Source organism: Pseudomonas sp. efr-133-TYG-5, assembly GCF_030209175.1.
Lineage (GTDB): Bacteria > Pseudomonadota > Gammaproteobacteria > Pseudomonadales > Pseudomonadaceae > Aquipseudomonas.
Genome location: NZ_JARVSM010000001.1, coordinates 2057830 through 2083444 on the forward strand (window position 1 = coordinate 2057830; position 25615 = coordinate 2083444).

The following is a 25615-nucleotide window of genomic DNA, read 5'->3' on the forward strand; positions in this document are numbered from 1 at the left end:
GGCTTGAGCGGGGCTGGCTTTAGCCATCCGTCGCAAACATGTGACCGGGTTGGCAGCGTTGGGTGCCACCGCCGCTGGAAAAACTGACCGCTGACGCGTTTTGCGCCGGCCTGCAGCCCACCGCCAAAAGCTCGCCCCTGCTCCTAATCCTTTGGCCCTGAAGCCCTCATTCCGTTAAGATAGCCCGCTTTTTCAAGGTGGGAGTCAGGCAGCATGGCGCAGCAGTATCAACCGGGGCAACGCTGGATCAGTGACAGCGAAGCAGAGCTTGGTTTAGGCACCGTTCTGGCACAGGACGGCCGCTTGTTGACCGTGCTCTACCCGGCCACTGGCGAAACCCGCCAGTACGCGCTACGGAATGCGCCCCTGACCCGCGTGCGGTTCTCGCCGGGTGACACCATCACTCACTTCGAAGGCTGGAAAATGACCGTGCGCGAAGTCGAGGACATCGACGGGCTGATGGTCTACCACGGCCTCAACGGGCAGAACGAAGCGGTCACCCTGCCGGAAACCCAGCTGTCGAACTTCATCCAGTTCCGTCTGGCCAGCGACCGTCTGTTCGCCGGCCAGATCGATCCGCTGCCATGGTTCTCCCTGCGCTACAACACCCTGGAACACACCAGCCGCCAGTTGCAGTCCTCGCTCTGGGGCCTGGGTGGCGTGCGCGCGCAGCCGATCGCCCACCAGTTGCACATTGCCCGTGAAGTCGCCGACCGCATCGCGCCGCGGGTTCTGCTGGCGGACGAAGTGGGCCTGGGCAAGACCATCGAAGCCGGCCTGGTGATCCACCGTCAGCTGCTGTCCGGCCGCGCCAGTCGCGTGCTGATCCTGGTGCCGGAAAACCTCCAGCACCAGTGGCTGGTGGAAATGCGCCGCCGCTTCAACCTGCAGGTCGCGCTGTTCGACGAAGAACGCTTTATCGAAAGCGATGCCAGCAACCCCTTCGAAGACACCCAACTGGCGCTGGTCGCGCTGGAGTGGCTGGTCGACGACGAGAAGGCCCAGGACGCGCTGTTCGCCGCCGGCTGGGACCTGCTGGTGGTCGACGAAGCGCACCACCTGGTCTGGCACGAAGAAAAAGTCAGCCCGGAATATTCGCTGGTCGAGCAACTGGCCGAAGTCATTCCCGGCGTGCTGCTGCTCACCGCGACCCCGGAACAGCTCGGCCAGGACAGCCACTTCGCCCGTCTGCGCCTGCTCGACCCGAACCGCTTCCATGACCTGGCCGCCTTCCGTGCCGAGAGCGACAACTATCGCCCGGTGGCCGAAGCCGTCCAGGAGCTGCTGGACAAGGGCCGTCTCTCGCCAGAAGCGCACAAGACCATTCATGGTTTCCTCGGCAACGAAGGCGAAGCCCTGCTGACCGCGGTCAACGATGGCGATACCGAAGCCAGCGCCCGCCTCGTGCGCGAACTGCTCGACCGCCACGGCACCGGCCGCGTGCTGTTCCGTAACACCCGCGCCGCCGTGCAGGGTTTCCCGGAGCGCAAACTGCACCCGTACCCGCTGCCATGCCCTGACGAATACCTCGAACTGCCGCTGGGCGAGCACGCCGAGCTGTACCCGGAAGTCAGCTTCCAGGCGCAGCCGGACGCCAGCGAAGAAGAGCGCTGGTGGAAATTCGACCCGCGCGTCGAATGGCTGATCGACCAGCTGAAAATGCTCAAGCGCACCAAAGTGCTGGTGATCTGCGCCCACGCCGAAACCGCGATGGATCTGGAAGACGCCCTGCGCGTGCGTTCCGGCATTCCGGCCACGGTGTTCCACGAAGGCATGAACATCCTTGAGCGTGACCGCGCCGCCGCCTACTTCGCCGATGAAGAGTTCGGCGCGCAGGTGCTGATCTGCTCGGAAATCGGCAGTGAAGGCCGCAACTTCCAGTTCGCCCATCACCTGGTGCTGTTCGATCTGCCGTCGCACCCGGACCTGCTCGAGCAGCGCATCGGTCGTCTCGACCGGATCGGCCAGAAACACGTCATCGAACTGCACGTGCCGTACCTGGAAACCAGCCCGCAGGAGCGTCTGTTCCAGTGGTATCACGAAGCGCTGAACGCGTTCCTCAACACCTGCCCGACCGGCAACGCCCTGCAGCACCAGTTCGGCCCGCGCCTGCTGCCGCTGCTGGAAGAGGCCGATGACGGCGAGTGGCAAGCGCTGATCGACGAGGCGCGCGCCGAGCGCGAGCGTCTGGAAGCCGAGCTGCACACCGGTCGCGACCGCCTGCTGGAGCTGAACTCCGGCGGCGCCGGCGAAGGTGAAGCGCTGGTCGAGGCGATCCTTGAGCAGGACGACCAGTTCGCCCTGCCGATCTACATGGAAACCCTGTTCGACGCCTTCGGCATCGACAGCGAAGACCACTCGGAAAACGCCCTGATCCTCAAGCCGAGCGAGAAAATGCTCGACGCCAGTTTCCCGCTGGGCGACGACGAAGGCGTGACCATCACCTACGACCGCAACCAGGCGCTGTCGCGCGAAGACATGCAGTTCATCACCTGGGAACACCCGATGGTGCAGGGCGGCATGGATCTGGTGCTGTCCGGTTCGATGGGCAACACCGCCGTCGCGCTGATCAAGAACAAGGCGCTCAAGCCGGGCACCGTGCTGCTGGAACTGCTCTACGTCAGCGAAGTGGTCGCGCCGCGCTCGCTGCAACTGGGCCGCTACCTGCCACCGGCCGCCCTGCGCTGCCTGCTCGATGCCAACGGCAACGACCTGTCGCCGCGCGTGGCATTCGAAACCCTCAACGATCAGCTGGAAAGCGTACCGCGCGCCAGCGCCAACAAGTTCATCCAGGCCCAGCGCGATCAGCTGACGCCACGGATCAACGCCGGTGAAGACAAGGTCACCCCTCGTCACGCCGAGCGCGTGGCCGAGGCGCGCCGTCGTCTGGCTGCCGATACCGAGGAAGAACTGGCGCGCCTGACCGCGTTGCAGGCGGTCAACCCGACTGTACGCGACAGCGAACTGGAGGCCTTGCGCAAGCAGCGCGAGCAGGGTCTGGCAATGCTCGACAAAGCGGCATTGCGCCTGGAAGCGATCCGGGTGCTGGTGGCGGGCTAAACCGCCCTGCTCCATCGCCGCAAATAAAAAGGCCCGCAGCGATGCGGGCCTTTTTATTGGTCTGTTATGGATCCGGTGATTTGATGGCGCTTTCGCGAGCAGGCTCGCTACCACAGGAGTTCACTACAGAGCCACTGTGGGAGCTGGCTTGCCAGCGATAGCAATCATGCAGTCACCGCTGCCACCTCTGGCTCGACCACAGCAACCAGACCTTCCTTCATCCGCTGCGCATCCCGCACAAAACACCGCGCCGCGAGAAACAGAAAGACCATGGTGAAAAACAGCGCCACCGGAATCAGGTACATCGCGTCGTGCAGACCGACGGCCTTGAACGCCTCGGTCATCTGCTCGGCGCCCGCCGCGAGCATCGCCGACTTCGCGAAGTGATCCGACAGCCCGCCGACCACCACCGGCCCCAGGCCACCGCCGAGCAGGTACAGCCCGGCGAAGAACAGCGCCATCGCCGTGGCCCGCAGGCGCGGTTCGACCACGTCCTGGATGGCCGTGTAGACGCAGGTATAGAAGTTGTAGGCAAACAACCAGCCGATACTGAACACCGCAACGAATACTCCGATCTCGATGCGCCCGGCGTGCAGCGCCCACGCGGTGCACAGGGTCGAGATGATCAGGCTGAACGCGGCGAACAGCAGCCGCCCACTGGCGACGCGCTGGTGAATCTTGTCGGCGATCCAGCCGCCGAGTGTCAGGCCGATCAGCCCGGTCACGCCGACGATCAGCCCGGTGGCCACCGCCGCTTCCTGCAACGGCATGAGGAAATAGCGCTGCAGCATCGGCACCAGAAACGAGTTGCAGGCGTACGTGGCGAAGTTGAAGCACAGCCCGGCCAGCACCAGCCAGAGGAACGTCGGCACCGCCAGCACCCGCCGGATCGGTTTGTCGACTTTCTCCTGTGACACCTGCACGGTTTCCGCCGCGCCGCGCTTGGGCTCCTTAATGAAGAACATGAACACCGCGAGGATCAGCCCCGGCACCGCGGCGATGAAGAACGGCGCGCGCCAGCTGTCGAACGCCTTGACCATCGCGCCGATGGTGAAGAACGCCAGCAACAGCCCCAACGGCAGGCCGAGCATGAAGATGCCCATGGCACGCGCGCGGCGATGGGCGGGAAAGAGGTCGCCGATCAGCGAGTTGGCGGCCGGTGCGTAACTGGCCTCGCCGATGCCGATGCCCATGCGCACCAGCAGGAAACTCCAGAAACTGCCGACCAGGCCGTTGACCGCGGTCAACGCGCTCCACGTCGCCAGGCCCCAGCCCATCAGCTTGCTGCGCGAACCGGTGTCTGCCATGCGTCCCAGCGGCAGGCCGGCGAGCGCATAGACAATGGTGAACGCGGTGCCGACGATGCCCAGCTGAAAGTCGCTGAGGTGCCATTCCATGCGGATCGGCTCGATGATGATCGCCGGGATGGTGCGATCGAAGAAGTTGAACAGGTTGGCGAGGAACAGCAGGAACAGAATGCGCCAGGCATTCGCCGCTTGGGTCGAGTTCTGCATGGGTCCGTCTCTTTCTTGTTATAGGGCTTCACTGCCAACGCATCCGAGCCCGGAACCTGCAATCTAGTCAGGGTCGCCGGGGCTGTCTGTGATCATTCGCCGGCCTGATATCGGTCCATGGCCGTGTAACGAAACGTAAGCCGTTGAAAAGCCTGGAGTCCCCGAAAAACCGGGGCTCTGCAGCAAAATCCGGCAATGAAAAAATACTTTCACGCCCCCCTTCCCAAGCGCACGGCGAAGCCTAGAATGGCCGCGGATCCGTCCGGATCCTCCGATCAATCCCTTTGATGTCCTGTCCATGTCCGAAGTCAGTCCGTGTCTGAATTGCGGTGCCTGCTGTGCCCATTTTCGCGTGTCATTTTTCTGGGGTGAATGCGCCTCCTCCGGCGGTACGGTGCCCGATGAACTGGTCACGCAGATCACCCCGAGCCGGGTGGCGATGATCGGCACCGACCGCAAGCCGACGCGCTGCACCGCGTTGCTCGGCGAAGTCGGCCAGACCGTGCACTGTTCGATCTACGACAAGCGCTCCAGCACCTGCCGCGAATTCGAGGCCGCGTGGGAAAACGGCGAACCGAACAGCGACTGTGACGCCGCCCGCGCGCGTTTCGGCCTGCCGCCACTGCAACCGGGCTGGAATGAAATCCCCTACGAGCAGAGCGCTTGAGTCTTAGCACCAATCGCTATGGTGGCAATGCCAAAATCGTTAGAACCAATGTGCCACTACCGCTTTCACGGCAAAATCGACCTCTATACTCCTGACATTCGCCTGCGTCGGTGACGCAGTAAGGACCTACTCAGAACCGGGGCAGGCTATGGAGTGGCTGGGTTTGCAGTTTGTCAGCGAGCTGCCGCAGAGCGGGCAGGTCATTCTCGATTGCACACATGACCCGTTGTTGGTGCTGGTGGCTTACCTGGTCGCCTGCGCCGCGAGTTTTGCCACCCTGGGCATGGCCGAACGGGTCGGCCACGCCGAAGACGCCGGCTCTCAGCGCCTGTGGCGCTGGATCGGTGCAACCTGCCTGGCCGGCGGCATCTGGGCCATGCACTTCATCGGCATGCTGGCGTTCCGGGCACCCATCGCGATCCAGTACGACCTGCCCGTCACCCTGTTTTCCCTGCTGATCGCCCTGCTCGCGTCCTGGCTGGCCATGCATACGCTCAGCGAACCGCAGCCCAGCCTGCTGCACTACCTCAAGACTGCGTTCGTCATCGGCCTGGGCATCGCCGGCATGCACTATGTCGGCATGGCCGCGATGCGCAGCGACGCCAGCGCCTACTACCAGCCGGAGCTGTTCAGCCTGTCGATCGTGATCGCCATCGGCGCCAGTTTTGCCGCGTTGTGGGTGGCCGGCTATCTGCGCGAAGGCAGCGGTCCGATACACCAGGTGCTCAAATACGTCGCGGCGCTGATACTCGGCGCCGGCATCATCAGCATGCACTTCACCGGCATGGCCGCGCTGCAGCTGGTCTTGCCGGCCGACACCGTGCCGACGCTGGCCGGCGCCAGCAGCCATTTGCAACTGGGGCTGACGGTCGCGCTGATCGTCCTGCTGATCCTCGGCAGCGCCATCAGCGCTGCACTGGCCGACCGCAAACTGCAAACCAAGGAACACGACCTGCGGCGGGTCAATGCCCTGCTCAGCCAGCTCGATCAGGCACGCGTGTCATTGCAGCAAGTGGCCAACTACGACGCCCTGACCAACCTGATCAACCGCCGCGGTTTCAACCAGCTCTTCGCCGAGAAACTCAGCCAGAAAGCCAGCGAAGGCGGCATGCTGGCGGTGATGTTTCTCGACATCGACCACTTCAAGCGCATCAACGACAGCCTCGGTCACGACGCCGGCGATGAACTGCTGAAAGTCATCGCCCAGCACATCAAGGGCTCGGTGCGCAGTCACGAAGACGTGGTCGCGCGTTTCGGCGGCGACGAGTTCTGCATCCTCATCGGCCTGCGCGATCGCGAAGAAGCGCGCAACCTGGCCCAGCGCATCATGCTCAAGATGAAAGAACCGATCGAACTGGCGGGCCGGCGCATGGTGATGACCACCAGCATCGGCATCAGCCTGTTTCCCGAGGACGGCACCACCTGCGAGGAACTGCTCAAGCACGCGGATCTGGCCCTCTACCAATCCAAGGGTGCCGGGCGCAACGGCCTGCACTTTTTCAATTCCAGGCTGAAAAACCGCGCGACGTTCGAACTGCAACTTGAGGAAGAACTGCGCCACGCCCTGCGTGAAGAAAACGGCCTGATGCTGTACTACCAGCCGATTTTCGAATTGAAGACCGGGCGCGTGACCAAACTCGAAGCGCTGATCCGCTGGCAACACCCGGTGCATGGCCTGCTGACCCCGGACCGTTTTATCGGCATCGCGGAAAACAACGGCCTGATCGCCGAACTCGACAATTGGGTGCTGCGCAAGGCCTGCGCAGACCTCGGCGAGCTGTCACGGCATGGCTGCGACGAACTGAAAATCGCCTGGAACTGCTCACCACTGAACCTGGCCCGGGAAGAGCTGGCCAACGAAATCGAAAGTGCCTTGCGCAGCGCTGGCGTGGCGGCGGAGCGCCTGGAACTGGAAGTCACCGAGAACGCACTGATGGGCAATATCGCCAACACGCTGGTGCTGCTGCGGCAGATCCGCGCCCTCGGCGTATCGCTGTCGATCGACGATTTCGGCACCGGCTACTCGTCGCTGGCCTACCTCAAGCGCCTGCCGCTCAACACCCTGAAAGTCGACCGCTCGTTCATTCTCGACATCCCGCAATCGACAGCCGACATGGAGATCGTCCAGGCCATCATCGTCATGGCCCACACCCTGCACCTGCAGGTGGTCACCGAAGGCGTGGAGAGCCTGGAGCAATACGAATTTCTCGAGCGCTCGGGCTGCGACTTCATCCAGGGCTACCTGCTCAGTCGCCCGGTGGCGCTGACCGAACTGCGCCCGGTGCTCGAGGAAATCAATCAGCGCAAGAACTCGCACGCGGTCAATCCGCTGAGTCTGGCCCGCGGTACATCTGCACCAGTGTCGCTGGATCCTGCTGCAAAAAGCCCTGCGCCCCATGCAGGCGCATCAGTTGTGCGGCCAATCCGCTGATCGGCGTGGCCGAGCCCTGCTCGCGCGAGAATTTGACCGCCGTGTCGAGATCCTTGAGCAGCGTGCGCACATGCCATTTCACCGGTTGGAAACGGCTTTCGGCCATTTGCGGGGCGAGGATCTGCAACGGTCTGGAGTCGGCAAACCCACCGGCCAGGGCCTCGGCGAGCAGGCTCGCATCGACACCGGACTGCTCCGCCAGCGCCACCACTTCGGCAATCACCAGCGCATTGCACGCCACGATCATCTGGTTGCAGGCCTTGGTCACTTGCCCCGCTCCGACGCCACCCATGTGCGTGACGCGTTGACCGAGATTGAGCAGCACCGGGCGCACGCGTTGCAGATCCGCCACGTCGCCACCGACCATGATCGCCAGGCTGCCGGCCTCGGCGCCGACCACCCCGCCGGACACCGGTGAATCGAGCCAGGCCATGCCGGTCTGGTTCGCCAGCTGCGCGGCCATCTCGCGGGTGGCGGTCGGTTCGAGGCTGGAGAAATCCACCAGCAACTGGCCACGCCTGGCGCCCGCGGCGATACCCGCAGGGCCGAAGACCACCTCACGCACCACCGCCGTATCGGCCAGACAGAGCATCACCACCTCGGCGTGCCGGCACAGCTCGGCGGGCGTCGCCACCTGCCGGGCGCCGGCCTCGACCAGTGGCGCGCACTTGTCGGGGTTGCGGTTCCACACGGTCAGCGGATAACCGGCAGCCAGCAGACGGCGGCACATCGGCAGGCCCATCAGGCCGATTCCGGCGAACCCCAACGAAGGTAGCGTTGACATCATTTAGCCTCCTTTTGATTAAAGATCGCCGAATGATGGCCGATCCTTGATCAATCAGGAAAGGATTCCCCCTGGCGACACGCAGCGCACAACCCTGCCGCCGGGGCCAAATACGCGCAGTAAAAAGACGCGAGATCCCATTCCGTGAGGTCCGACGACAGTGGTCGCCGGCCAACCAGTCAAGGTACATGGCGCACAATGACTTCTAAAAACAACCCGGCCACCGCGGTATCCGATCTGACCCTGAGCCCTGCAGCCAACAGCCCTGCCCCGATGAAGCCATTGCCGCCCTCGCGCCCGCTGGGCACCCAGCAATACCTGTATTTCACCGAAACCAACACCGACCGCATCCTCGACAACCTCGACGGTCTGCGCGACCTGGTGTTCCCGCGCCCACCGCACCTGGAAGGCGACAACGAACAGCACAACGATCAGGAATTCCCCTCGGTGTGCCTGATCGGCCTCGGTCGCTGCGGCTCCAACATCGCGCTCGACGTCGCGGAGCTGGTGTACAACGCGCGCAAGTTCTACCTCAACGAATTCAACAACGAAGACCGCGCTGCCGACCGGCGTCTGGCCGACAAGGGCTACAGCCCGGCCCAGTGGATCAAGCACAACCTGCGGATCGGTCCGAACAAGTCGAGCAAACCGGTGTTCCTGGTCGAACCGCTGGTGATGCTCGGCGACCTCGACAAGGACATCGCCGGACGCATCCGTTTCTCGCGCAAGGGTGAGAAAAGCGGCTTCCTGCGCGACTACAGCAAAATGAAGATCATGGACTTGTCCGAAGTCCACGCCGGTGGCGCCGGTAACGCGCCGATCCTCGGTCAGTACCTGGCGAAGATCATCCTCAACAAGGACACCCAGCGCTTCTCCAGCCCCGACTGGAAAATGATCCACTCCTACCTGATCGACAGCTGCGGGATCAAGGCCAACCAGTCGCGCCTGTACTTCTCGATCTTCAGCGCCGGTGGCGGTACCGGTTCGGGCATGGCCTCGGAATTCGGCCTGGCCCAGCAACACTCGTACATGAACAAGACGTTCGACACCAAGCCGATGGACGAACATGACGGCAAGAGCGGTCATTCGTTCGTGTTCGAGCCGATCTTCACCAGCGGCATCTGCGTGCTGCCGAACATTTCCGATCATCGCAGCGAAATGTCCGAGGCACTGCACATCAACGCCGGTCGCCTGCTGTGCAAATACCTGTCGGAAGAATGGGATTTCTCCTACAACTTCGCCAACGAAGACAGCAGCGAAGCCAGCGTCATGGGCCGTATCCGCCCATGGAACGCGATGATGCTGATCTCCAACGACATCATGCGTTACGCCGAAGAGAGCGACGACGGCAACATCCAGAACATCGATGTCAATGCGATGGAGAAGCACGCCAACCAGTACATCTCGCAGCAGATCTTCAACATTCTGACGGCGCAGGCGGTGACCACCGACTACGACCAGAACTACTTCCGCCGCGCCGGCATCGACATCGGCGAAACCATCCGCCTGGATGCCAACGACCTGTTCATGAGCCTGGCCGGCCCGGTGGCGATTGCCTACGCCGAATCGGTGGTGCCGGAAACCCCACCGCCAAGCAGCGACAAGTTCAAGGTGTTCGACAAGGAGCCGCAGCGCCTGAACATCGACGACCTGTTCTTCCGGTCGATCGACCTGCCGCACTTCAACAAAGTGACCCAGGCCATCGAAGGCATCAGCCTGCTGCCGATCGAATCCAAGCGCTATCGCGCCTCGCTGGAGCAATACAAGAACTCCGGCTACGACGCCGCCGCGCTGCACGACCTGCACTTCTTCAAGAATTGCTCGTCGGTGGTGTCGATCGTCTCGCTGCCCAAGGACTACAAACTGTCGTACATGGACCTGAACCGGTTGAAGACCCACCTCAACAGCCTGTTCCCCAACACCACGCTCAAGCGTTACGCGCTGGTGATCGGCGCTTCGGCCAACCTGTCGCTGACCACCCTGATCGCCAAGAGCCCGTGCCTGTCGGACGACTTCCTGACCCTGATCGTGGCCTTCATCAAGCGCTGCTTCGCCAAGACTCCGTACCGCTTCGACGAGACGCTGGACAACTCGATCCTCGACTTCATCATCAATGAAGACTTCGACGAAGACCGCATCGACGATCTGCTCAACGAATTCGAGAACCCGGCGAAGATCCTCGACACCAACTGGTACGCGATCAAGCCGATGTACGAGAAGAAGTACCGCGAGTTGATCAACGACAAGGAGAAGTTTGTCTCGATCAATGACATTCGTCTGTCGCGCGACTGCGTGAAGAAGGCCATCAAGTACCTGCGCGAGATCTACCGTCACCGGATCGGCAAGACCAAGGTTATTTCCCTGAATAACCATACCGGGAAGACTTACTCGGTCTGATCGGAGACCGAGTCGCGCCCATTCGCTGGCAGGCCAGCTCCCACAGGGTCCACGTGAACACAACTATTTGTGAACACCACAAAAACTGTGGGAGCTGGCTTGCCAGCGATGGGGCCGGCAAATTCTCTGAAGATTTCACTCATTCCAATATCCAGAAACAATTAAGCAGCCCTCAGGCTGCTCAATAAACTGTTCCCGTTACGTTTACGTCACCGTTATGCCGCCCTCGCTTGTGGCGTTTCTCTACGGCAACGTGCCATCACGCTACTCGCCTACACACTTTTCCCCGTCGGCATCGCGCACCAACCCGGTGCGCGAGCTCAGACAGGCGCCCTTTCCTGGACCAGAATCCACGGCCGGACCACCACGGCCCACATCTCGGGATCACGTTCGAAAAGATCCAGCGCCCGCGTTTCAGACAGCTTGGCCACCTTGTCTTCGGCCAGCCAGGCAGCGACTTTCTCGCCTTCGTCCGCCGCCACGGCCTCGGCCACGGCGATCAAATCCAGAGCGGCGTCGACCCACAATAGGGCACCCTTGGCGAAGAACGGCTCCAGCTCCTTCCAGGTAATAGATGCGGTTTCACCAAGCAGCTTGGCATAGAGGGTGCTAGGTTCTTGATTCATGGGCCCTGTCCGGAAAAGAAATCGACGCGAATGATAACGTCGGTGGTTCGGCAGAAAAACCCGGTTGCAAATAGCTGCACCGAACGAAAAGAGCAGGAACGCCAGGGAATGCTGCTGATTGGGATATATGCCCGCAAAAGCCCCGCCGCAATTCTGTCTTTTTCATTCAAAAATGCGACACCCCCAAGTTTTGCCCCTCGGCGCCCGCTTCCCAGGCCAACAACCGGCGCTCTACACTGTACCGGTACAGTTGCCGGGGGCATTTCCGGAGGGTATCGCAAAGATATCTGACCCGGTTCTGCTGCTACGGCGCCAGGACTCTAAAAAAATACAACAGTAAGAGTGGAGCACTATGACTAAGGCTACTAAGCAGATTTCCAAACTGTTTGCCGCTATGGTTCTGGCCGGGGTTGCCAGCCATTCGTTCGCAGCTGACACCATCAAAATCGGTATCGCCGGTCCGAAGACCGGTCCAGTAGCCCAATACGGCGACATGCAGTTCAGTGGCGCAAAAATGGCCATCGAGCAGATCAACGCCAAGGGCGGCGTCGACGGCAAGAAGCTCGAAGCCGTTGAATACGACGACGCGTGCGATCCGAAACAAGCGGTAGCGGTAGCGAACAAGGTCGTCAACGACGGCGTCAAGTTCGTGGTCGGTCACCTGTGCTCCAGCTCCACCCAGCCTGCTTCGGACATCTACGAAGACGAAGGCGTGGTCATGATCACCCCGGCTGCCACCAGCCCGGACATCACCGCCCGTGGTTACAAGATGGTCTTCCGTACCATCGGCCTGGACAGCGCCCAGGGCCCTGCCGCCGGTAACTACATCGCCGATCACGTGAAGCCGAAAATCGTTGCCGTGCTGCACGACAAGCAGCAATACGGTGAAGGCATCGCCACCGCCGTCAAGGCCACTCTGGAGAAGAAAGGCGTGAAAGTCGCCGTGTTCGAAGGCGTCAACGCCGGCGACAAAGACTTCTCCTCGATGATTTCCAAGCTCAAGCAGGCCAACGTCGACTTCGTCTACTACGGCGGCTACCACCCGGAGCTGGGCCTGATCCTGCGTCAATCCCAGGAAAAAGGCCTGAAAGCCAAGTTCATGGGTCCGGAAGGCGTGGGTAACGACTCCATTTCGCAGATCGCCAAGGACGCTTCCGAAGGCCTGCTGGTGACCCTGCCGAAATCCTTCGACCAGGATCCGGCCAACATCGCCCTGGCCGATGCATTCAAGGCGAAGAAAGAAGACCCGAGCGGCCCGTTCGTGTTCCCTTCCTACTCGGCGGTTGAAGTGATTGCCGGCGGTATCACCGCTGCCAAATCCGAAGACCCGGCCAAAGTGGCCGAAGCCATTCACGCCGGCACCTTCAAGACCCCTACCGGCGACCTCAGCTTCGACGCCAAGGGCGACCTGAAAGACTTCAAATTCGTGGTTTACGAGTGGCACTTCGGCAAACCTAAAACTGAAGTTTCGCCTCAGTAAGGCGCTGCCTGACTGACTGCCAATAAAGCCCACGGCGTGCCGTGGGCTTTGTTTTACGAATGTATTGGGCCGCGCTGGCGTGATCCGCCAGTCTCCCCACCTGAAAATCTCAAAACCGTCATCAGCGGTTCGCTGGCAAAACCCGGATTCGAAGTGGATAAAGATCCACGGGGCCGGGCGGGAAAATGACTCCACCAGTGAAATGCGTATCAGGTTTTTAGGAGCGCTGTAATGCCTGACATCTATCACTTCTTCCAGCAGCTGGTTAATGGTCTGACCATTGGCAGCACGTATGCCCTGATCGCCATCGGCTATACGATGGTTTACGGCATCATTGGAATGATCAACTTCGCCCACGGCGAGGTGTACATGATCGGCTCCTACGTGGCGTTCATCGCCATCGCCGGGCTCGCCATGATGGGACTCGACAACGTCCCGCTGTTGATGACCGCCGCCTTCATCGCGAGCATCGTCGTGACCAGCTCCTACGGTTACAGCATCGAACGGATCGCCTACCGCCCCCTGCGCGGCAGCAACCGTCTGATCCCGCTGATTTCCGCGATCGGTATGTCGATCTTCCTGCAGAACACGGTTCTGCTGGCGCAAGACTCCAAGGACAAATCCATCCCCAACCTGATCCCTGGAAACTTCTCCATCGGGCCAGGTGGCGCACATGAAGTGCTGATTTCCTACATGCAAATCGTGGTGTTCGTGGTGACCCTGGTCGCCATGCTCGGCCTCACGCTGTTCATCTCCCGCTCCCGCCTGGGCCGCGCCTGCCGCGCCTGTGCCGAAGACATCAAGATGGCCAACCTGCTGGGCATCAACACCAACAACATCATCGCCCTGACCTTCGTCATCGGTGCCGCACTGGCGGCCGTCGCGGCCGTCCTGCTGAGCATGCAGTACGGCGTGATCAACCCCAACGCCGGCTTCCTCGTCGGCCTCAAGGCCTTCACCGCTGCGGTACTGGGCGGGATCGGCAGCATCCCCGGTGCCATGCTCGGCGGGTTGGTGCTCGGGGTGGCGGAAGCCTTTGGTGCCGATATCTTCGGCGACCAGTACAAGGACGTCGTGGCTTTCGGCTTGTTGGTTCTGGTGCTGTTGTTCCGTCCGACCGGCATTCTGGGCCGTCCGGAGGTTGAGAAAGTATGACTAGGAATCTTAAACAGGCACTGTTCAGTGCCTTGCTGGTGTGGGCCGTGGCCTACCCGGTACTGGGTCTGAAACTGACCATCGTCGGTATCAACCTCGAAGTGCACGGCACCAGCCCGGCCATCCTGGCGACCATCGCCATCTGCTCGGTGCTGATGTTCCTGCGGGTGCTGTTCAACCAGCAGATCAGCAAGGCGTGGAAATCCTCGCCGGGGCTGCCGTTGATCCCGGCCAAGGCCAGCAACTTCCTGACCCTGCCGACCACCCAGCGCTACATCATCATTGCGCTGATCCTCGGTGCACTGGTGTGGCCGTTCTTCGGCTCGCGTGGCGCGGTGGACATCGCGACGCTGATCCTGATCTACGTGATGCTCGGCCTCGGCCTGAACATCGTCGTGGGCCTGGCCGGCCTGCTCGACCTCGGTTACGTCGGCTTCTACGCCGTCGGCGCCTACAGCTATGCGCTGCTGTCGCACTACTACGGTCTGAGCTTCTGGATCTGCCTGCCGATTGCCGGCCTGATGGCGGCCACCTTCGGCTTCCTGCTGGGCTTCCCGGTATTGCGTCTGCGCGGTGACTACCTGGCGATCGTGACTCTCGGCTTCGGCGAGATCATCCGTCTGTTCCTGCGTAACCTGACCGATATCACCGGCGGCCCGAACGGCATCAGCAACATCGAGAAACCGACGTTCTTCGGCCTGACCTTCGAACGCAAGGCTGCGGAAGGCCTGCAGACCTTCCACGAGTTCTTCGGCCTGGAATACAACTCGATCAACAAGGTGATCTTCCTCTACCTCGTTGCCCTGTTGCTGGCGCTGGCGGCGCTGTTCATCATCAACCGCCTGCTGCGCATGCCGATCGGTCGTGCGTGGGAAGCGCTGCGTGAAGACGAAATCGCCTGCCGGGCGCTGGGCCTGAACCCGACCGTGATCAAGCTCTCCGCCTTCACCCTGGGAGCGAGCTTCGCCGGTTTCGCCGGCAGCTTCTTCGCCGCTCGTCAGGGCCTGGTGACGCCGGAATCGTTCACCTTCATCGAGTCGGCAATCATCCTCGCCATCGTTGTTCTGGGTGGCATGGGCTCGCAACTGGGCGTGATCCTGGCGGCCGTGGTGATGATCCTGCTGCCGGAAATGATGCGTGAGTTCAGCGAGTACCGCATGTTGATGTTCGGTGCGCTGATGGTGCTGATGATGATCTGGCGTCCACAAGGTCTGCTGCCGATGCAACGCCCACACATGGAGTTGCGCAAATGAGCCGCGAGATCCTAAAAGTCGAAAACCTGAGCATGCGCTTCGGCGGCCTGCTGGCGGTCAATGGCGTGGCCCTGACCGTGAAAGAGAAACAGGTGGTGGCACTGATCGGGCCGAACGGCGCGGGCAAGACCACCGTGTTCAACTGCCTGACCGGTTTCTACCAGCCATCGGGCGGCAGCATCCTGCTCGACGGCGAGCCGATCCAGGGACTGCCGGGGCACAAGATCGCCCTCAAAGGCGTGGTGCGCACCTTCCAGAACGTGCGGTTGTTCAAGGACATGACAGCGGTCGAAAACCTGCTGATTGCCCAGCACCGGCACCTGAACACCAACTTCCTGGCCGGCCTGTTCAAGACCCCGGCGTTCCGCAAGAGCGAGCGCGAGGCCATGGAATACGCCGAGTACTGGCTGGAAAAGGTCAACCTCAAGGAGTTCGCCAACCGTACCGCCGGCACCCTGGCCTACGGTCAGCAACGACGCCTGGAAATCGCCCGCTGCATGATGACCCGTCCACGGATCCTCATGCTCGACGAACCGGCGGCCGGTCTGAACCCGAAGGAAACCGAAGACCTCAAGGCGCTGATCAGCGTGCTGCGTGAAGAGCACAACGTCACCGTCCTGCTGATCGAACACGACATGAAACTGGTCATGAGCATTTCCGACCACATCGTCGTGATCAACCAGGGCACGCCCCTGGCCGACGGCACGCCGGAACAGATCCGCGACAATCCTGAAGTGATCAAAGCCTACCTGGGGGAAGCGTAAATGCTGCAGTTCGAAAACGTTTCCACCTTCTACGGCAAGATCCAGGCCCTGCACAGCGTCAACGTCGAAGTCCGCCAGGGTGAGATCGTCACCCTGATCGGCGCCAACGGTGCCGGCAAGTCGACGCTGCTGATGACCCTGTGCGGTTCGCCGCAGGCGCACAGCGGCAGCATCCGCTACATGGGTGAGGAACTGGTCGGCCAGGACTCGTCGCAGATCATGCGCAAGAGCATCGCCGTGGTGCCGGAAGGTCGTCGGGTGTTCGCCCGTCTGACCGTCGAGGAAAACCTGTCCATGGGCGGTTTCTTCACCGACAAGGGCGACTATCAGGAGCAGATGGACAAGGTCCTGGGCCTGTTCCCGCGCCTGAAAGAACGCTTCAACCAGCGCGGCGGCACCATGTCCGGCGGCGAACAGCAGATGCTCGCCATCGGCCGGGCGCTGATGAGCAAGCCGAAACTGCTGCTGCTCGACGAGCCGTCGCTGGGCCTGGCACCGATCATCATCCAGCAGATCTTCGACATCATCGAACAGCTGCGCAAGGACGGTGTGACGGTGTTCCTGGTCGAACAGAACGCCAACCAGGCGCTGAAAATCGCTGACCGCGCCTACGTTCTGGAGAACGGTCGGGTGGTCATGCAAGGCACTGGCGAAGCGCTGCTGACCGACCCGAAAGTGCGCGAGGCGTACTTGGGCGGTTGAGCCATCGCGGCAAACAGAAAAACGGCCTTCGGGCCGTTTTTTTGTGTCTGCCAATCCTGAATTCAACACAAGTCGTCTGTGGGAGCGAGCCTGCTCGCGAAAGCGCTGCGTCATTCAGCAAATGGGCTGATTGAGACGCCCTCTTCGCGAGCAGGCTCGCTCCCACAGGGAAGATTTGTAGCAACCATTCAGTACGGGTTGCAGTACTGCGCCACCGCCGTCGCCTGATCGACATAAGGCCGTGCCGGCTCAAGGTTCCACTCCGGCTTGTTGCGCACCGGCTTGCCGTCGTAGACCGCCGCCAGATGACAGACCATCTGCCGACGCAACGAACCACCATTGACGCTGTACTGACGCCATTGCGGATCGTCCTTGTGCTTGTTGTACAGCTCGGCAAACATCCGGTCGGTCTGGTCATCCTTGATCGCGCGGCCGCACGCAGTCGGCACCACCGAGAGCGACCAGGTATCGGGCCCCAGCTTTGGATCGGGGCGTTGTACCCAGGTGCTCGACTCGATGTACCTGTCGCAGAATTTCGGTGCTGTCGGCGTTGCGGTCTGCATACACGAGAAAGAGGCCTTGGCCACCGGCGTTCTCGGGAAGTCGATCTTGATGATGTTGCGGTCCTTGCCGGTCTTGGCCTTGTAGTCCCGTTGATTGGCCAGGGCGTCATTCAAGCCGCGCTGATCGCTGTAGAAGAACGCCAGGATCGGCAACTCATCGGTTTTCGGATTGCCCAGGCGCAGCTCGGTCTGGGTCTGAAACTCACGGCTGTTGATGACTTTGCGCGCGCCCATGAAGTTGCGAAAGGCATCGACCCGTTCCTTGCTGCTCATCGGATTGCGCATGTTGAAGCCACACTGCAACTGGTCCTGTTGGCGATTGTTGTTGTACTGGGTGAAGTGCGCGACCCAGGCGTTCGGACTGCCGATCGGCGGCTTCATGGCCTGACAGACCGCCTCGGTCGGGGCGGTGTTTTTGTTGTCGCCACAGCCACGGTCGTTGCGAAAGTCGGTCCAGGCATCGTTGGGAAAGGCACAGTAGACATGCACTGGGGTTTCCGGATCGCGCACCAGATCCCTTGGCGTAATCAGGTAGCCGTTCTGCGTGCTCATGCCCGGATCTTCATAACTGATGCCATCGGCACGCATGAATGAAGCGGCAAACGTCCCCAGTTCCACGGCTTTAGGGCTGGGATTCCACACATCCCATTTCTGCCCCTTGGCTGGATCGGCCCGGTGCGTGCCCCGCACCAGCAGCCCCGAGCAGTCCGAAGCGGGATCCTGTCCGCAACTGTCGACGGTTTTGTTGTACAACGTTTCGACCTTCTTCAGTGTCTCCGCGCATGACTCGGCATGGGCCGCTGTCGCGTGCAACAGCAGCGGCAAGATCAGCAGTGGAAAGGTCCTGACCAGAGGTTTTTTCATGGCTTGCATCTCCTTGATTAGCCAACACACACTCGACGCGGGAGCAGGTTGCAACCCGCGCCCGCGTCTCGCTGTCCGATAACGCCTGAACGGCTCCGTATTCCTTGGCGTCTTGTTGCGGTAATTGACCTGCACGCCGCGCAATGGCTGGCGCATGTTGCCGACGGTTTTTGGTTATCACGTCAGTTGCTGCCCGTGCCCCTGAGGGCGAACAACTGCTCGTACAGAACGTCGATCTGCTCACCGGCAAGGCGCGCGTCGCGGCCGTGGGCATGATGCTCAGGCTCCATTCGTCCCGGCGGACGTCGGGATCGCAGCGTTCCGCCACTGCAGGCATACCGCCCGCGCGCGACGCCGCTACCGGGTTCCCGACCGGCATGCGCGAAGGTGTGGTGGTCGATGCGTTTGAGCCTGTTCAACGGATCAAGCGGCTGGGCATAAGCCGCAGACAACAGCGAGGGCAGCGTGCAGGCGAGCGCAGAAGAATAAAACCTGCGCGATAGCACAGCGGGGACTGAGCGATCCTTCGTCATGAGATACCGTCCTGGTAAATCGGCCTGTCGAAGTGGCCGTTGAAATGACTATAGAACACGCGTGACAGCGCGGAAAAAACCGCACGGTGGAATTTTTCCGGAAATATTTCGGCCCGGCTGTAACGCATCGCCATGCCGTTTCTCTAGTGGAGCAAGCAAGCGCAATCGCTTGTTCAAACCCAAGCTCACATCGGAGAAACATCATGACTGCTACCACCCGCACCCTGTCCGCTACCGCCCTGGTTCTGGCCCTTGGTTCTGCCCTGAGCATGGCCACCGTATCGACCGTCCAGGCCGCCGACGCCAACATGGAAAAATGCTTCGGCGTCGCCATGAAAGGCAAGAACGATTGCGCTGCAGGCGCAGGCACCACCTGTGCCGGCACCGCGAAGATGGACTACCAGGCCAACTCGTGGAAGTTCGTGCCAAAAGGCACCTGCACCACCACCGAAAGCAAGACCTCGCCGACCGGTTTCGGTCAGATGGAAGCCTTCAAAGCCAAGTCCTGATCCACGACCTGCCCGAGTGACGCTCATGTTCTCAACCAGCGAACCTGTCCCACCGCGCACTCGGGCAGCCCTCTGCGGGCTCCCGCCCCGCGCGGGGCTGGGACTCAAGACCGGGCACTTTGGTGAAGTGCTCGACACCCAACCGGACCTCGGTTTCTTCGAAGTCCACGCCGAAAACTACATGGTGGCCGGCGGTCCGTTTCATCATTTCCTCGGTCTGATCCGCGAACGCTATGCGCTGTCGCTGCACGGCGTCGGTCTGTCCATCGGCGGCGAAGACGCCCTCGACACGCAGCACCTCAAACGCCTCGCGGCGCTGATCGAACGCTATCAACCCCACGCCTTTTCCGAACACCTGGCCTGGTCGAGCCACGGCCCGGTGTTCCTCAATGACCTGCTGCCGCTGGCCTATGACTCGCCGACCCTGGACCGGGTCTGTGCGCACATCGACCAGGTGCAGAACACCTTGAAACGCCCGATGCTGCTGGAAAACCCGGCCACCTACCTGGCGTTCCAGCGCTCGACCATCGATGAGCCAGAGTTCATTGCCGAAGTGATCCGGCGCAGCGGCTGCGGGCTGCTGCTGGACGTCAATAACGTCTACGTCTCGTGCATCAATCATCAGCGCGATCCGCTGGCCTATCTCGAGGCGCTGCCGTTGCACGCAGTGGGCGAGATTCATCTGGCCGGATTCGCCGAAGACGGCGACAGCCTCGGTGACCGTCTGCTGATCGACGATCACGGTGCGCCCGTCGACCCGGCAGTGTGGGCCCTGTACCAGAAAGTGCTCGGACGCATCGGCCCGGTGGCCACCTTGATCGAACGTGACAACCAGATTCCGCCATTCAGCGTGCTGCTCGACGAAGCGCGGCGAGCCGATGAGTTATTGCGATTTGTCGGGGGCCGGCCATGACCACTCAAGCCGCTTTCAGCGCAGCCCTGCTCGACATTCACCAGCCCTGCCCGGACGGTCTGTGCAGCGCCAATGGCGCTGATCCGGCCAGTCGTTTCGCGGTCTATCGCAACAACGTGCAAAGCTCGCTGATCAACGCCCTGGCGGACAGCTATCCGGTGGTCCTGCAACTGGTCGGTGAGGCGTTTTTCCGCGCGATGGCGGCGCTGTTCATCCACGGCCACCCGCCACGCAGTCCAGTATTGAGCGACTACGGCGCTGAGCTGGCGAACTTCATCGAAGCGTTCGCGCCCGCCGCCAGCGTGCCGTACCTGGCCGACGTGGCGCGCCTCGAACGCCTGCGCACCCTCGCCTATCACGCCGCCGACGCCTTGCCACTGTGGCCGGAACAGATCAGCCGCGCGCTCGCCACTCCGCATGCGCTGAGCGAGCTGCGTTTCGACCTGCATCCGTCGTTGCAGTTGCTCGATTCCGCCTACGCGGTGGTGGCGATCTGGGCAGCGCACCAGCAAGACACCACGCTCGAGCACATCGACATCCGGCAGCCGCAACACGCACTGGTGCTGCGCAACGGCCTGGAGGTTGAAGTCTTTGCCATCGACGCCGGCACCTGCACCTTTATTCGCCACCTGAGCGCAGGCCAGCCACTGCTGGCGGCCGTCGAAGGCAGCCCGGAATTTGACCTGAGCCAAACCCTGGCGCTGTTGATCCGCCACAACGCCATCACTTATCTGCACAACAAGGTAGCGCCATGAACAATCCCGTCATTTCTGCCGTTTCGCTGCTGCAGAGCATTCCTCGCAGCCTGATCGCTTTCATCGCGCGCTTCTCGATTGCCGCCGTGTTCTGGAAGTCCGGGCAGACCAAGGTCGAAGGCCTGGCCATCGACCTGGTCGATGGCACCTTCGACCTCGGCTGGCCACGCTTGGCGGATTCGACTATTCCGCTGTTCCAGAGCGAATACCACGTGCCGCTGCTGTCACCGGAAATCGCCGCGCACTTGGCCGCGTTCGCCGAGCACTTCTTTCCGGTGCTGATCCTGATCGGCTTGGCCACGCGGTTTTCCGCACTGGCGCTGCTGGGCATGACCCTGACCATTCAACTGTTCGTCTATCCCGATGCCTATCCGACCCACGGCACCTGGGCGGCGCTGTTGCTGTACCTGATGGCAACCGGGCCGGGGAAATTGTCGATCGATCACCTGATCGCCCAACGTTACAAGCGCTGATATCCCCGACATCGGCACGCCGCTCTCATCGTCAGTTCGACAAACGATCCAGTGCTTCGCCGCTGCGCCTGAACCAGCCGATCAGATAATCCGCCAGCACTTGCGTGCGTTTCGGTAACCCGCCCTGGTACGGGTGCACCAGGTACATCGGCATGCGCCGGGTCTGAAAATCACGCAGGAGCCCGCGCAGACGGCCGTCAGCCAATTCCGTCTGCAACAGGTACGACGGCAGGCGGGCAATGCCGGCACCGGACAGCGCGGCCTTCTTCAGCAGGTTGTAGTGGTTGCTGGCGAACGGCCCCGACACCCGCACCCGCAACAGTTCGTGCTGCTGGTGGTACAGCCACTCCTCGCGCCCGCTGTAGTGGCTGTTGAGCAGGCAGCGGTGTTCGGCCAGCGCCTGTGGCGTCAGCGGTTCGCCGAAACGTTGCAGGTAGGCCGGGCTGGCGCAGGTCATTTCCTGCCAGGCCAGCAAGGGTTTGGCCACCAGGCGCTCGTCATTGGCGACCTCGGTGCGGATCGCCAGGTCAAAGCCGTCGCGGGAAAGGTCGCGGTAGCTGTTGTTCAGCTCCAGTTCGATCTGCACCTCGGGGTACTGCTGCGAGAACTCCAGCAGCAAGCCGTCGAAGAACGTTTCCCCCAGCGACACCGGGACGGTCATCCGCACCGGGCCGGCCATATCGTCCTTCAACCGCGCCAATGCCTGCCGCGCTCGCTCCACCTGGACGACCAGTGCCTGGGCCTGCGGCAACAACGCCGCGCCCGCCGCGGTCAGGCTCAAGCGCCGTGTGGTGCGTTGCAGCAACACCACGGCAAACCGCGCTTCCAGTTGACTGATGCGCTTGGACAGCTGGCCTTTGCTGCACCCCAGCCGCTGCGCCGCCAGGGTAAAACTGCCGGCCTCGATCAACACCGCGAACGCCGCCAGATCATCCATTTCGCTCATGGATTGTTTCCATTTGAAAACCAAAGGTTGCCCATTAGTGCGCTTATCCGCAGAAAAAACCACTCTAGACTGAAACCTCGTTCAATCACTCGAGGCACTGCACATGAAGATTCTGTTGATCGGCGCTGGCGGAACTATCGGTTCGGCAGTCGATAAAGAACTGTCGCAACGTCATGAAGTCATTCGCATCGGCCGCAGCAGCGGCGATTTCCAGGTGGACATCAGCGACAGCGCGTCGATCCGCCAACTGTTCGCACAGACCGGCAAGTTCGATGCGCTGATCTGCGCGGCTGGCAACGTCACCTTCGCCCCGCTGGGAGACATGAGCGAAGACAGCTTTGCCCTGGGCCTGAAGGACAAGCTGATGGGCCAGGTCAATCTGCTGCTGATCGGCCGCGAATACGCCAACGACGGTGCCTCGTTCACCTTCACCACGGGTGTGCTGAGCCACGACCCGATCCGCTCCGGCGCCTCGGCGGCACTGGTCAACGGTGCCCTGGACAGTTTCGTCAAAGCCGCTGCCATCGAACTGCCACGTGGTCTGCGCGTCAACTCGATCAGCCCGACCGTGCTGCTGGAAGCCATGGGCAGTTACGCCCCGTATTTCCGCGGCTACAAGCCGGTTCCTGCAGCCGATGTGGCATTGGCCTACGCCAAAAGTGTCGAAGGCCTGCAAACCGGTCAGACCTTTCACGTGGGTTGACCGCAATAGAGCGCAGCCTGCGGCAGCTTCTCCAAAGCAACCTGCGTTTGCGGGCAGGAGCGGCTGCGGGCTGCAATCTTTTGCCGGCAAGAGAGGGTTGTGATGAACGGTCAGCCTGCGTAACGTGGCGGCACTTGTCTGGAGAGCCGAAGATGCGTGTTGCCCGTTCATTGATCGTTGTTGCCCTGCTGCCCTTGTTCGCTGCCTGCCAGTTGCTCGATGGCCCGCGACAGAGCGCCTCGCATGTCGGCCAGACCCGCATGCAGGGGCAACTGACCGCCGCCGACGGCAAACTGGTGTTCCAGCCGTGCCAGGATCAGCGCCAGCTGGTGGTCAACGACGTCGGCGGCAGCAGCATCCTGCAAGAGGCCGCGACCCTCGCCGATGAACAGGGCAAGCTGTTCGCCGACGTGCGCGGCCGGGTCGCGGGCGACCGCCTCGACCTGACCCAGCTGTACCGCGTCGAGCGCTCCGGCACGGCCTGCGACGATCCGAACTTCAAGCTGCTGATTCTGCGCGCCGCCGGCCATGGCCCGGAATGGAACGTCAAGGTCAGTGGCAGAGGCATGGTCATCGACCGTGCCGGCCAGCCGCCGCTCGCCGTGCCGTATGTGGAAGAGCAACTCGGCGAGGGCCGTTTCAACCTCAGCAGCGAAGCCAACAATCAGCGCATCGAGTTGTGGGTCGCACCGCAGCGCTGCGTCGACAGCAGCACCGGCAGCGTGCAGCACATGAGCGCCGAACTGCGCATCGACGGCCAGGTGCAGCGCGGTTGCGGGTATTTCGGCGGATCGCGCGACGACTGAGCGTTTTAGCCTCACGGGATCCGGCCGTTGCGGCTTATAATCGCCGCCTTCAAACGCCCTGGCGCAGTTGTGCGCCCCGCGAACCGGATCCTGTCATGTTACGAATTACCGAACTCAAGCTGCCGATCGACCATCCCGACGAAGACCTGCGTGCCGCCATCGTGCAGCGCCTGGGGATAGCCAGCGACGACTTGCTCGACTTCACCTTGTTCAAGCGCAGCTACGATGCGCGGAAAAAGTCCTCCGAGCTGTGCTTCATCTACACCATCGACCTGAGCGTGCGCGACGAGGCCAAGGTGCTGGGCAAGTTCGCCGATGACCGTAACGTCAACGTGGCGCCGGATGTCAGCTACAAGTTTGTCGGCCAGGCGCCCAGCGACCTCGGCCAGCGCCCGATCGTGGTCGGTTTCGGCCCGTGCGGGATCTTCGCCGGCCTGTTGCTGGCACAGATGGGCTTCAAGCCGATCATCCTCGAACGCGGCACCGAAGTGCGCCAGCGCACCAAGGACACCTGGGGCCTGTGGCGCAAAAGCGTGCTCAACCCCGAGTCCAACGTGCAGTTCGGCGAAGGCGGCGCCGGCACGTTCTCCGACGGCAAGCTGTACAGCCAGATCAAGGATCCGAAGTTCCTCGGCCGCAAGGTTCTGCACGAATTCGTCAAGGCCGGCGCGCCGGAAGAAATCCTCTACGTCAGCAAGCCGCACATCGGTACGTTCCGCCTCACCGGTATGGTCGAGACCATGCGGGAAGAGATCCGCGCCCTGGGTGGCGAAGTACGTTTCCAGGAGCGCGTCAGCGACGTGCTGATCGAGGACGGCCAACTGCTCGGCGTCGAACTGGCCAGCGGCGAAGTCCTGCATTCGAAACACGTGATCCTCGCCCTTGGCCACAGTGCCCGCGACACCTTCCGCATGTTGCACAGCCGCGGTGTGTTCATGGAAGCCAAGCCGTTCTCCGTGGGCTTCCGCATCGAGCACCCGCAATCGCTGATCGACCGCGCACGCCTGGGCAAGTACGCCGGCCACCCGAAACTCGGTGCCGCCGACTACAAACTGGTGCACCACGCCAAGAACGGCCGTTCGGTCTACAGCTTCTGCATGTGCCCGGGCGGCACCGTGGTGGCGGCGACTTCCGAACCGAACCGCGTCGTCACCAACGGCATGAGCCAGTACTCGCGTAACGAGCGCAATGCCAACTCCGGGATCGTCGTCGGCATCACCCCGGAAGTCGACTACCCGGGCGGCCCGCTGGCCGGCATCGAACTGCAGGAACGCCTGGAATCCCACGCCTTCATCCTCGGCGGCAGCGACTACAAGGCGCCGGCGCAGCTGGTGGGCGACTTCATCAACGGCACGCCATCCACGGCGCTGGGCGAGGTGGAGCCGTCGTACAAGCCGGGCGTGGCCCTGGGCGACCTGGCCCTGGCCTTGCCGGACTTCGCGATCGAAGCGATCCGTGAAGCCCTGCCGGCGTTCGAGAAGCAGATTCGCGGTTATTCGCTGCATGATGCGGTGTTGACCGGGATCGAAACCCGTACCTCGTCGCCGCTGCGCATTACCCGCAACGAATCGCTGCAGAGCCTCAACGTCAAAGGGCTGTTCCCGGCCGGTGAAGGCGCGGGTTATGCCGGCGGGATTCTGTCGGCGGGCGTCGACGGCATTCGCATCGCCGAAGCCGTGGCTCGGGATATTCTCGGTCTGCAAGACTGATCCGCTGA

The 25615-nt window shown here is 62.0% G+C and carries 23 protein-coding genes; 16 read left to right on the forward strand and 7 right to left on the reverse strand.

Annotated features, from left to right (window positions below; translation table 11 throughout):
- The first annotated feature begins 213 nt into the window (after window positions 1–213).
- Window positions 214–3060: an RNA polymerase-associated protein RapA gene (gene rapA / locus QRN70_RS09350; RefSeq protein WP_285417223.1), complete on the forward strand. Its 2847-nt coding sequence runs from the start codon at window positions 214–216 to the stop codon at window positions 3058–3060.
- Between the two features lie 164 nt (window positions 3061–3224).
- Here rapA and QRN70_RS09355 read toward each other — a convergent pair whose 3' ends face one another.
- The gene (locus QRN70_RS09355; protein ID WP_285417226.1) at window positions 3225–4574 is read right to left on the reverse strand and encodes a spinster family MFS transporter; all 1350 of its coding nucleotides are present in this window, start codon (window positions 4572–4574) and stop codon (window positions 3225–3227) included.
- A gap of 298 nt (window positions 4575–4872) precedes the next feature.
- On the opposite strand from QRN70_RS09355, the gene QRN70_RS09360 reads away from it, so the two are divergent.
- Both QRN70_RS09360 and QRN70_RS09365 read left to right on the forward strand, forming a co-directional pair.
- The gene (locus QRN70_RS09360; RefSeq protein ID WP_285417228.1) at window positions 4873–5241 is read left to right on the forward strand and encodes a YkgJ family cysteine cluster protein; all 369 of its coding nucleotides are present in this window, start codon (window positions 4873–4875) and stop codon (window positions 5239–5241) included.
- Window positions 5242–5389: 148 nt separating this feature from the next.
- A complete protein-coding gene (locus QRN70_RS09365; protein WP_285417230.1) occupies window positions 5390–7672 on the forward strand; it encodes a putative bifunctional diguanylate cyclase/phosphodiesterase in 2283 nt (760 codons plus the stop codon).
- Here the strand turns inward: QRN70_RS09365 and QRN70_RS09370 are convergent.
- Entirely contained in the window at window positions 7563–8459 is an 897-nt protein-coding gene (locus tag QRN70_RS09370; protein ID WP_285417232.1) for an NAD(P)-dependent oxidoreductase, read from the reverse strand. The genes QRN70_RS09365 and QRN70_RS09370 overlap by 110 nt on opposite strands.
- A 195-nt stretch (window positions 8460–8654) precedes the next feature.
- Here QRN70_RS09370 and QRN70_RS09375 point away from each other — a divergent pair, with 195 nt between their 5' ends.
- Window positions 8655–10853: a hypothetical protein gene (locus QRN70_RS09375; RefSeq protein ID WP_285417234.1), complete on the forward strand. Its 2199-nt coding sequence runs from the start codon at window positions 8655–8657 to the stop codon at window positions 10851–10853.
- Window positions 10854–11173: 320 nt separating this feature from the next.
- Here the strand turns inward: QRN70_RS09375 and QRN70_RS09380 are convergent, their stop codons facing one another.
- A complete protein-coding gene (locus QRN70_RS09380) occupies window positions 11174–11479 on the reverse strand; it encodes a DUF2288 domain-containing protein (RefSeq protein ID WP_285417235.1) in 306 nt (101 codons plus the stop codon).
- A 352-nt stretch (window positions 11480–11831) separates the two neighbouring features.
- On the opposite strand from QRN70_RS09380, the gene QRN70_RS09385 reads away from it, so the two are divergent.
- From QRN70_RS09385 to QRN70_RS09405, 5 genes are all read left to right on the forward strand, one after another.
- Window positions 11832–12959, forward strand: a complete 1128-nt coding sequence (locus tag QRN70_RS09385; protein ID WP_285417236.1) for a branched-chain amino acid ABC transporter substrate-binding protein — start codon at window positions 11832–11834, stop codon at window positions 12957–12959.
- Window positions 12960–13190: 231 nt separating this feature from the next.
- A complete protein-coding gene (gene livH / locus QRN70_RS09390) occupies window positions 13191–14114 on the forward strand; it encodes a high-affinity branched-chain amino acid ABC transporter permease LivH (RefSeq protein WP_065261020.1) in 924 nt (307 codons plus the stop codon).
- Entirely contained in the window at window positions 14111–15367 is a 1257-nt protein-coding gene (locus tag QRN70_RS09395) for a high-affinity branched-chain amino acid ABC transporter permease LivM (protein WP_285417239.1), read from the forward strand. Before livH ends, QRN70_RS09395 begins: the two co-directional genes overlap by 4 nt.
- Entirely contained in the window at window positions 15364–16131 is a 768-nt protein-coding gene (livG, locus tag QRN70_RS09400) for a high-affinity branched-chain amino acid ABC transporter ATP-binding protein LivG (RefSeq protein ID WP_025110759.1), read from the forward strand. The genes QRN70_RS09395 and livG overlap by 4 nt, the downstream gene beginning before the upstream one ends.
- Window positions 16132–16833, forward strand: a complete 702-nt coding sequence (locus QRN70_RS09405; protein ID WP_003222380.1) for an ABC transporter ATP-binding protein — start codon at window positions 16132–16134, stop codon at window positions 16831–16833.
- Window positions 16834–17021: 188 nt separating this feature from the next.
- On the opposite strand, the gene QRN70_RS09410 is transcribed toward QRN70_RS09405, so the two are convergent.
- From QRN70_RS09410 to QRN70_RS09420, 3 genes are all read right to left on the reverse strand, one after another.
- Window positions 17022–18260, reverse strand: a complete 1239-nt coding sequence (locus tag QRN70_RS09410) for a DUF2599 domain-containing protein (protein ID WP_285417240.1) — start codon at window positions 18258–18260, stop codon at window positions 17022–17024.
- A gap of 182 nt (window positions 18261–18442) precedes the next feature.
- Window positions 18443–18793, reverse strand: a complete 351-nt coding sequence (locus tag QRN70_RS09415; RefSeq protein ID WP_285417242.1) for a hypothetical protein — start codon at window positions 18791–18793, stop codon at window positions 18443–18445.
- Window positions 18790–18927 (reverse strand): hypothetical protein, encoded by a 138-nt coding sequence (locus QRN70_RS09420; RefSeq protein ID WP_285417244.1) that lies wholly within the window; start codon window positions 18925–18927, stop codon window positions 18790–18792. Before QRN70_RS09420 ends, QRN70_RS09415 begins: the two co-directional genes overlap by 4 nt.
- 69 nt (window positions 18928–18996) lie before the next feature.
- Here QRN70_RS09420 and QRN70_RS09425 point away from each other — a divergent pair, with 69 nt between their 5' ends.
- The 4 genes from QRN70_RS09425 to QRN70_RS09440 are packed head-to-tail and all read left to right on the forward strand — an operon-like array spanning window position 18997 to window position 21443.
- Window positions 18997–19302, forward strand: a complete 306-nt coding sequence (locus tag QRN70_RS09425) for a BufA1 family periplasmic bufferin-type metallophore (protein WP_285417246.1) — start codon at window positions 18997–18999, stop codon at window positions 19300–19302.
- A gap of 25 nt (window positions 19303–19327) precedes the next feature.
- Complete coding sequence (gene bufB / locus QRN70_RS09430; protein ID WP_285417248.1) at window positions 19328–20215, forward strand: MNIO family bufferin maturase; 888 nt, start codon at window positions 19328–19330, stop codon at window positions 20213–20215.
- A complete protein-coding gene (locus tag QRN70_RS09435) occupies window positions 20212–20970 on the forward strand; it encodes an HvfC/BufC N-terminal domain-containing protein (protein ID WP_285417250.1) in 759 nt (252 codons plus the stop codon). The genes bufB and QRN70_RS09435 overlap by 4 nt, the downstream gene beginning before the upstream one ends.
- On the forward strand, window positions 20967–21443 hold the full coding sequence (locus tag QRN70_RS09440; RefSeq protein WP_285417252.1) for a DoxX family protein: 477 nt from the start codon (window positions 20967–20969) through the stop codon (window positions 21441–21443). The genes QRN70_RS09435 and QRN70_RS09440 overlap by 4 nt, the downstream gene beginning before the upstream one ends.
- 31 nt (window positions 21444–21474) lie before the next feature.
- On the opposite strand, the gene QRN70_RS09445 is transcribed toward QRN70_RS09440, so the two are convergent.
- The gene (locus QRN70_RS09445) at window positions 21475–22389 is read right to left on the reverse strand and encodes a LysR family transcriptional regulator (RefSeq protein WP_285417253.1); all 915 of its coding nucleotides are present in this window, start codon (window positions 22387–22389) and stop codon (window positions 21475–21477) included.
- A 103-nt stretch (window positions 22390–22492) separates the two neighbouring features.
- Between QRN70_RS09445 and QRN70_RS09450 the strand changes: the two genes are divergently transcribed.
- From QRN70_RS09450 to QRN70_RS09460, 3 genes are all read left to right on the forward strand, one after another.
- The gene (locus QRN70_RS09450) at window positions 22493–23092 is read left to right on the forward strand and encodes a short chain dehydrogenase (protein ID WP_285417254.1); all 600 of its coding nucleotides are present in this window, start codon (window positions 22493–22495) and stop codon (window positions 23090–23092) included.
- A gap of 152 nt (window positions 23093–23244) precedes the next feature.
- Window positions 23245–23898: a COG3650 family protein gene (locus QRN70_RS09455; protein WP_285417255.1), complete on the forward strand. Its 654-nt coding sequence runs from the start codon at window positions 23245–23247 to the stop codon at window positions 23896–23898.
- A gap of 95 nt (window positions 23899–23993) precedes the next feature.
- A complete protein-coding gene (locus QRN70_RS09460; RefSeq protein ID WP_285417256.1) occupies window positions 23994–25607 on the forward strand; it encodes an NAD(P)/FAD-dependent oxidoreductase in 1614 nt (537 codons plus the stop codon).
- The last annotated feature ends 8 nt before the right edge of the window (window positions 25608–25615 follow it).

Coding starts and splice junctions, on each gene's coding strand:
- livH (WP_065261020.1), top strand. CDS start 13,191: ATGCCTGACATCTATCACTTCTTCCAGCAGCTGGTTAATGGTCTGACC.
- QRN70_RS09365 (WP_285417230.1), top strand. CDS start 5,390: ATGGAGTGGCTGGGTTTGCAGTTTGTCAGCGAGCTGCCGCAGAGCGGG.
- livG (WP_025110759.1), top strand. CDS start 15,364: ATGAGCCGCGAGATCCTAAAAGTCGAAAACCTGAGCATGCGCTTCGGC.
- QRN70_RS09380 (WP_285417235.1), bottom strand. CDS start 11,479: ATGAATCAAGAACCTAGCACCCTCTATGCCAAGCTGCTTGGTGAAACC.
- QRN70_RS09420 (WP_285417244.1), bottom strand. CDS start 18,927: ATGGCGATGCGTTACAGCCGGGCCGAAATATTTCCGGAAAAATTCCAC.
- QRN70_RS09405 (WP_003222380.1), top strand. CDS start 16,132: ATGCTGCAGTTCGAAAACGTTTCCACCTTCTACGGCAAGATCCAGGCC.
- QRN70_RS09415 (WP_285417242.1), bottom strand. CDS start 18,793: ATGACGAAGGATCGCTCAGTCCCCGCTGTGCTATCGCGCAGGTTTTAT.
- QRN70_RS09435 (WP_285417250.1), top strand. CDS start 20,212: ATGACCACTCAAGCCGCTTTCAGCGCAGCCCTGCTCGACATTCACCAG.
- QRN70_RS09460 (WP_285417256.1), top strand. CDS start 23,994: ATGTTACGAATTACCGAACTCAAGCTGCCGATCGACCATCCCGACGAA.
- QRN70_RS09355 (WP_285417226.1), bottom strand. CDS start 4,574: ATGCAGAACTCGACCCAAGCGGCGAATGCCTGGCGCATTCTGTTCCTG.
- QRN70_RS09440 (WP_285417252.1), top strand. CDS start 20,967: ATGAACAATCCCGTCATTTCTGCCGTTTCGCTGCTGCAGAGCATTCCT.
- QRN70_RS09375 (WP_285417234.1), top strand. CDS start 8,655: ATGACTTCTAAAAACAACCCGGCCACCGCGGTATCCGATCTGACCCTG.
- QRN70_RS09395 (WP_285417239.1), top strand. CDS start 14,111: ATGACTAGGAATCTTAAACAGGCACTGTTCAGTGCCTTGCTGGTGTGG.
- QRN70_RS09445 (WP_285417253.1), bottom strand. CDS start 22,389: ATGAGCGAAATGGATGATCTGGCGGCGTTCGCGGTGTTGATCGAGGCC.
- QRN70_RS09360 (WP_285417228.1), top strand. CDS start 4,873: ATGTCCGAAGTCAGTCCGTGTCTGAATTGCGGTGCCTGCTGTGCCCAT.
- bufB (WP_285417248.1), top strand. CDS start 19,328: ATGTTCTCAACCAGCGAACCTGTCCCACCGCGCACTCGGGCAGCCCTC.
- QRN70_RS09370 (WP_285417232.1), bottom strand. CDS start 8,459: ATGATGTCAACGCTACCTTCGTTGGGGTTCGCCGGAATCGGCCTGATG.
- rapA (WP_285417223.1), top strand. CDS start 214: ATGGCGCAGCAGTATCAACCGGGGCAACGCTGGATCAGTGACAGCGAA.
- QRN70_RS09455 (WP_285417255.1), top strand. CDS start 23,245: ATGCGTGTTGCCCGTTCATTGATCGTTGTTGCCCTGCTGCCCTTGTTC.
- QRN70_RS09385 (WP_285417236.1), top strand. CDS start 11,832: ATGACTAAGGCTACTAAGCAGATTTCCAAACTGTTTGCCGCTATGGTT.
- QRN70_RS09410 (WP_285417240.1), bottom strand. CDS start 18,260: ATGAAAAAACCTCTGGTCAGGACCTTTCCACTGCTGATCTTGCCGCTG.
- QRN70_RS09450 (WP_285417254.1), top strand. CDS start 22,493: ATGAAGATTCTGTTGATCGGCGCTGGCGGAACTATCGGTTCGGCAGTC.
- QRN70_RS09425 (WP_285417246.1), top strand. CDS start 18,997: ATGACTGCTACCACCCGCACCCTGTCCGCTACCGCCCTGGTTCTGGCC.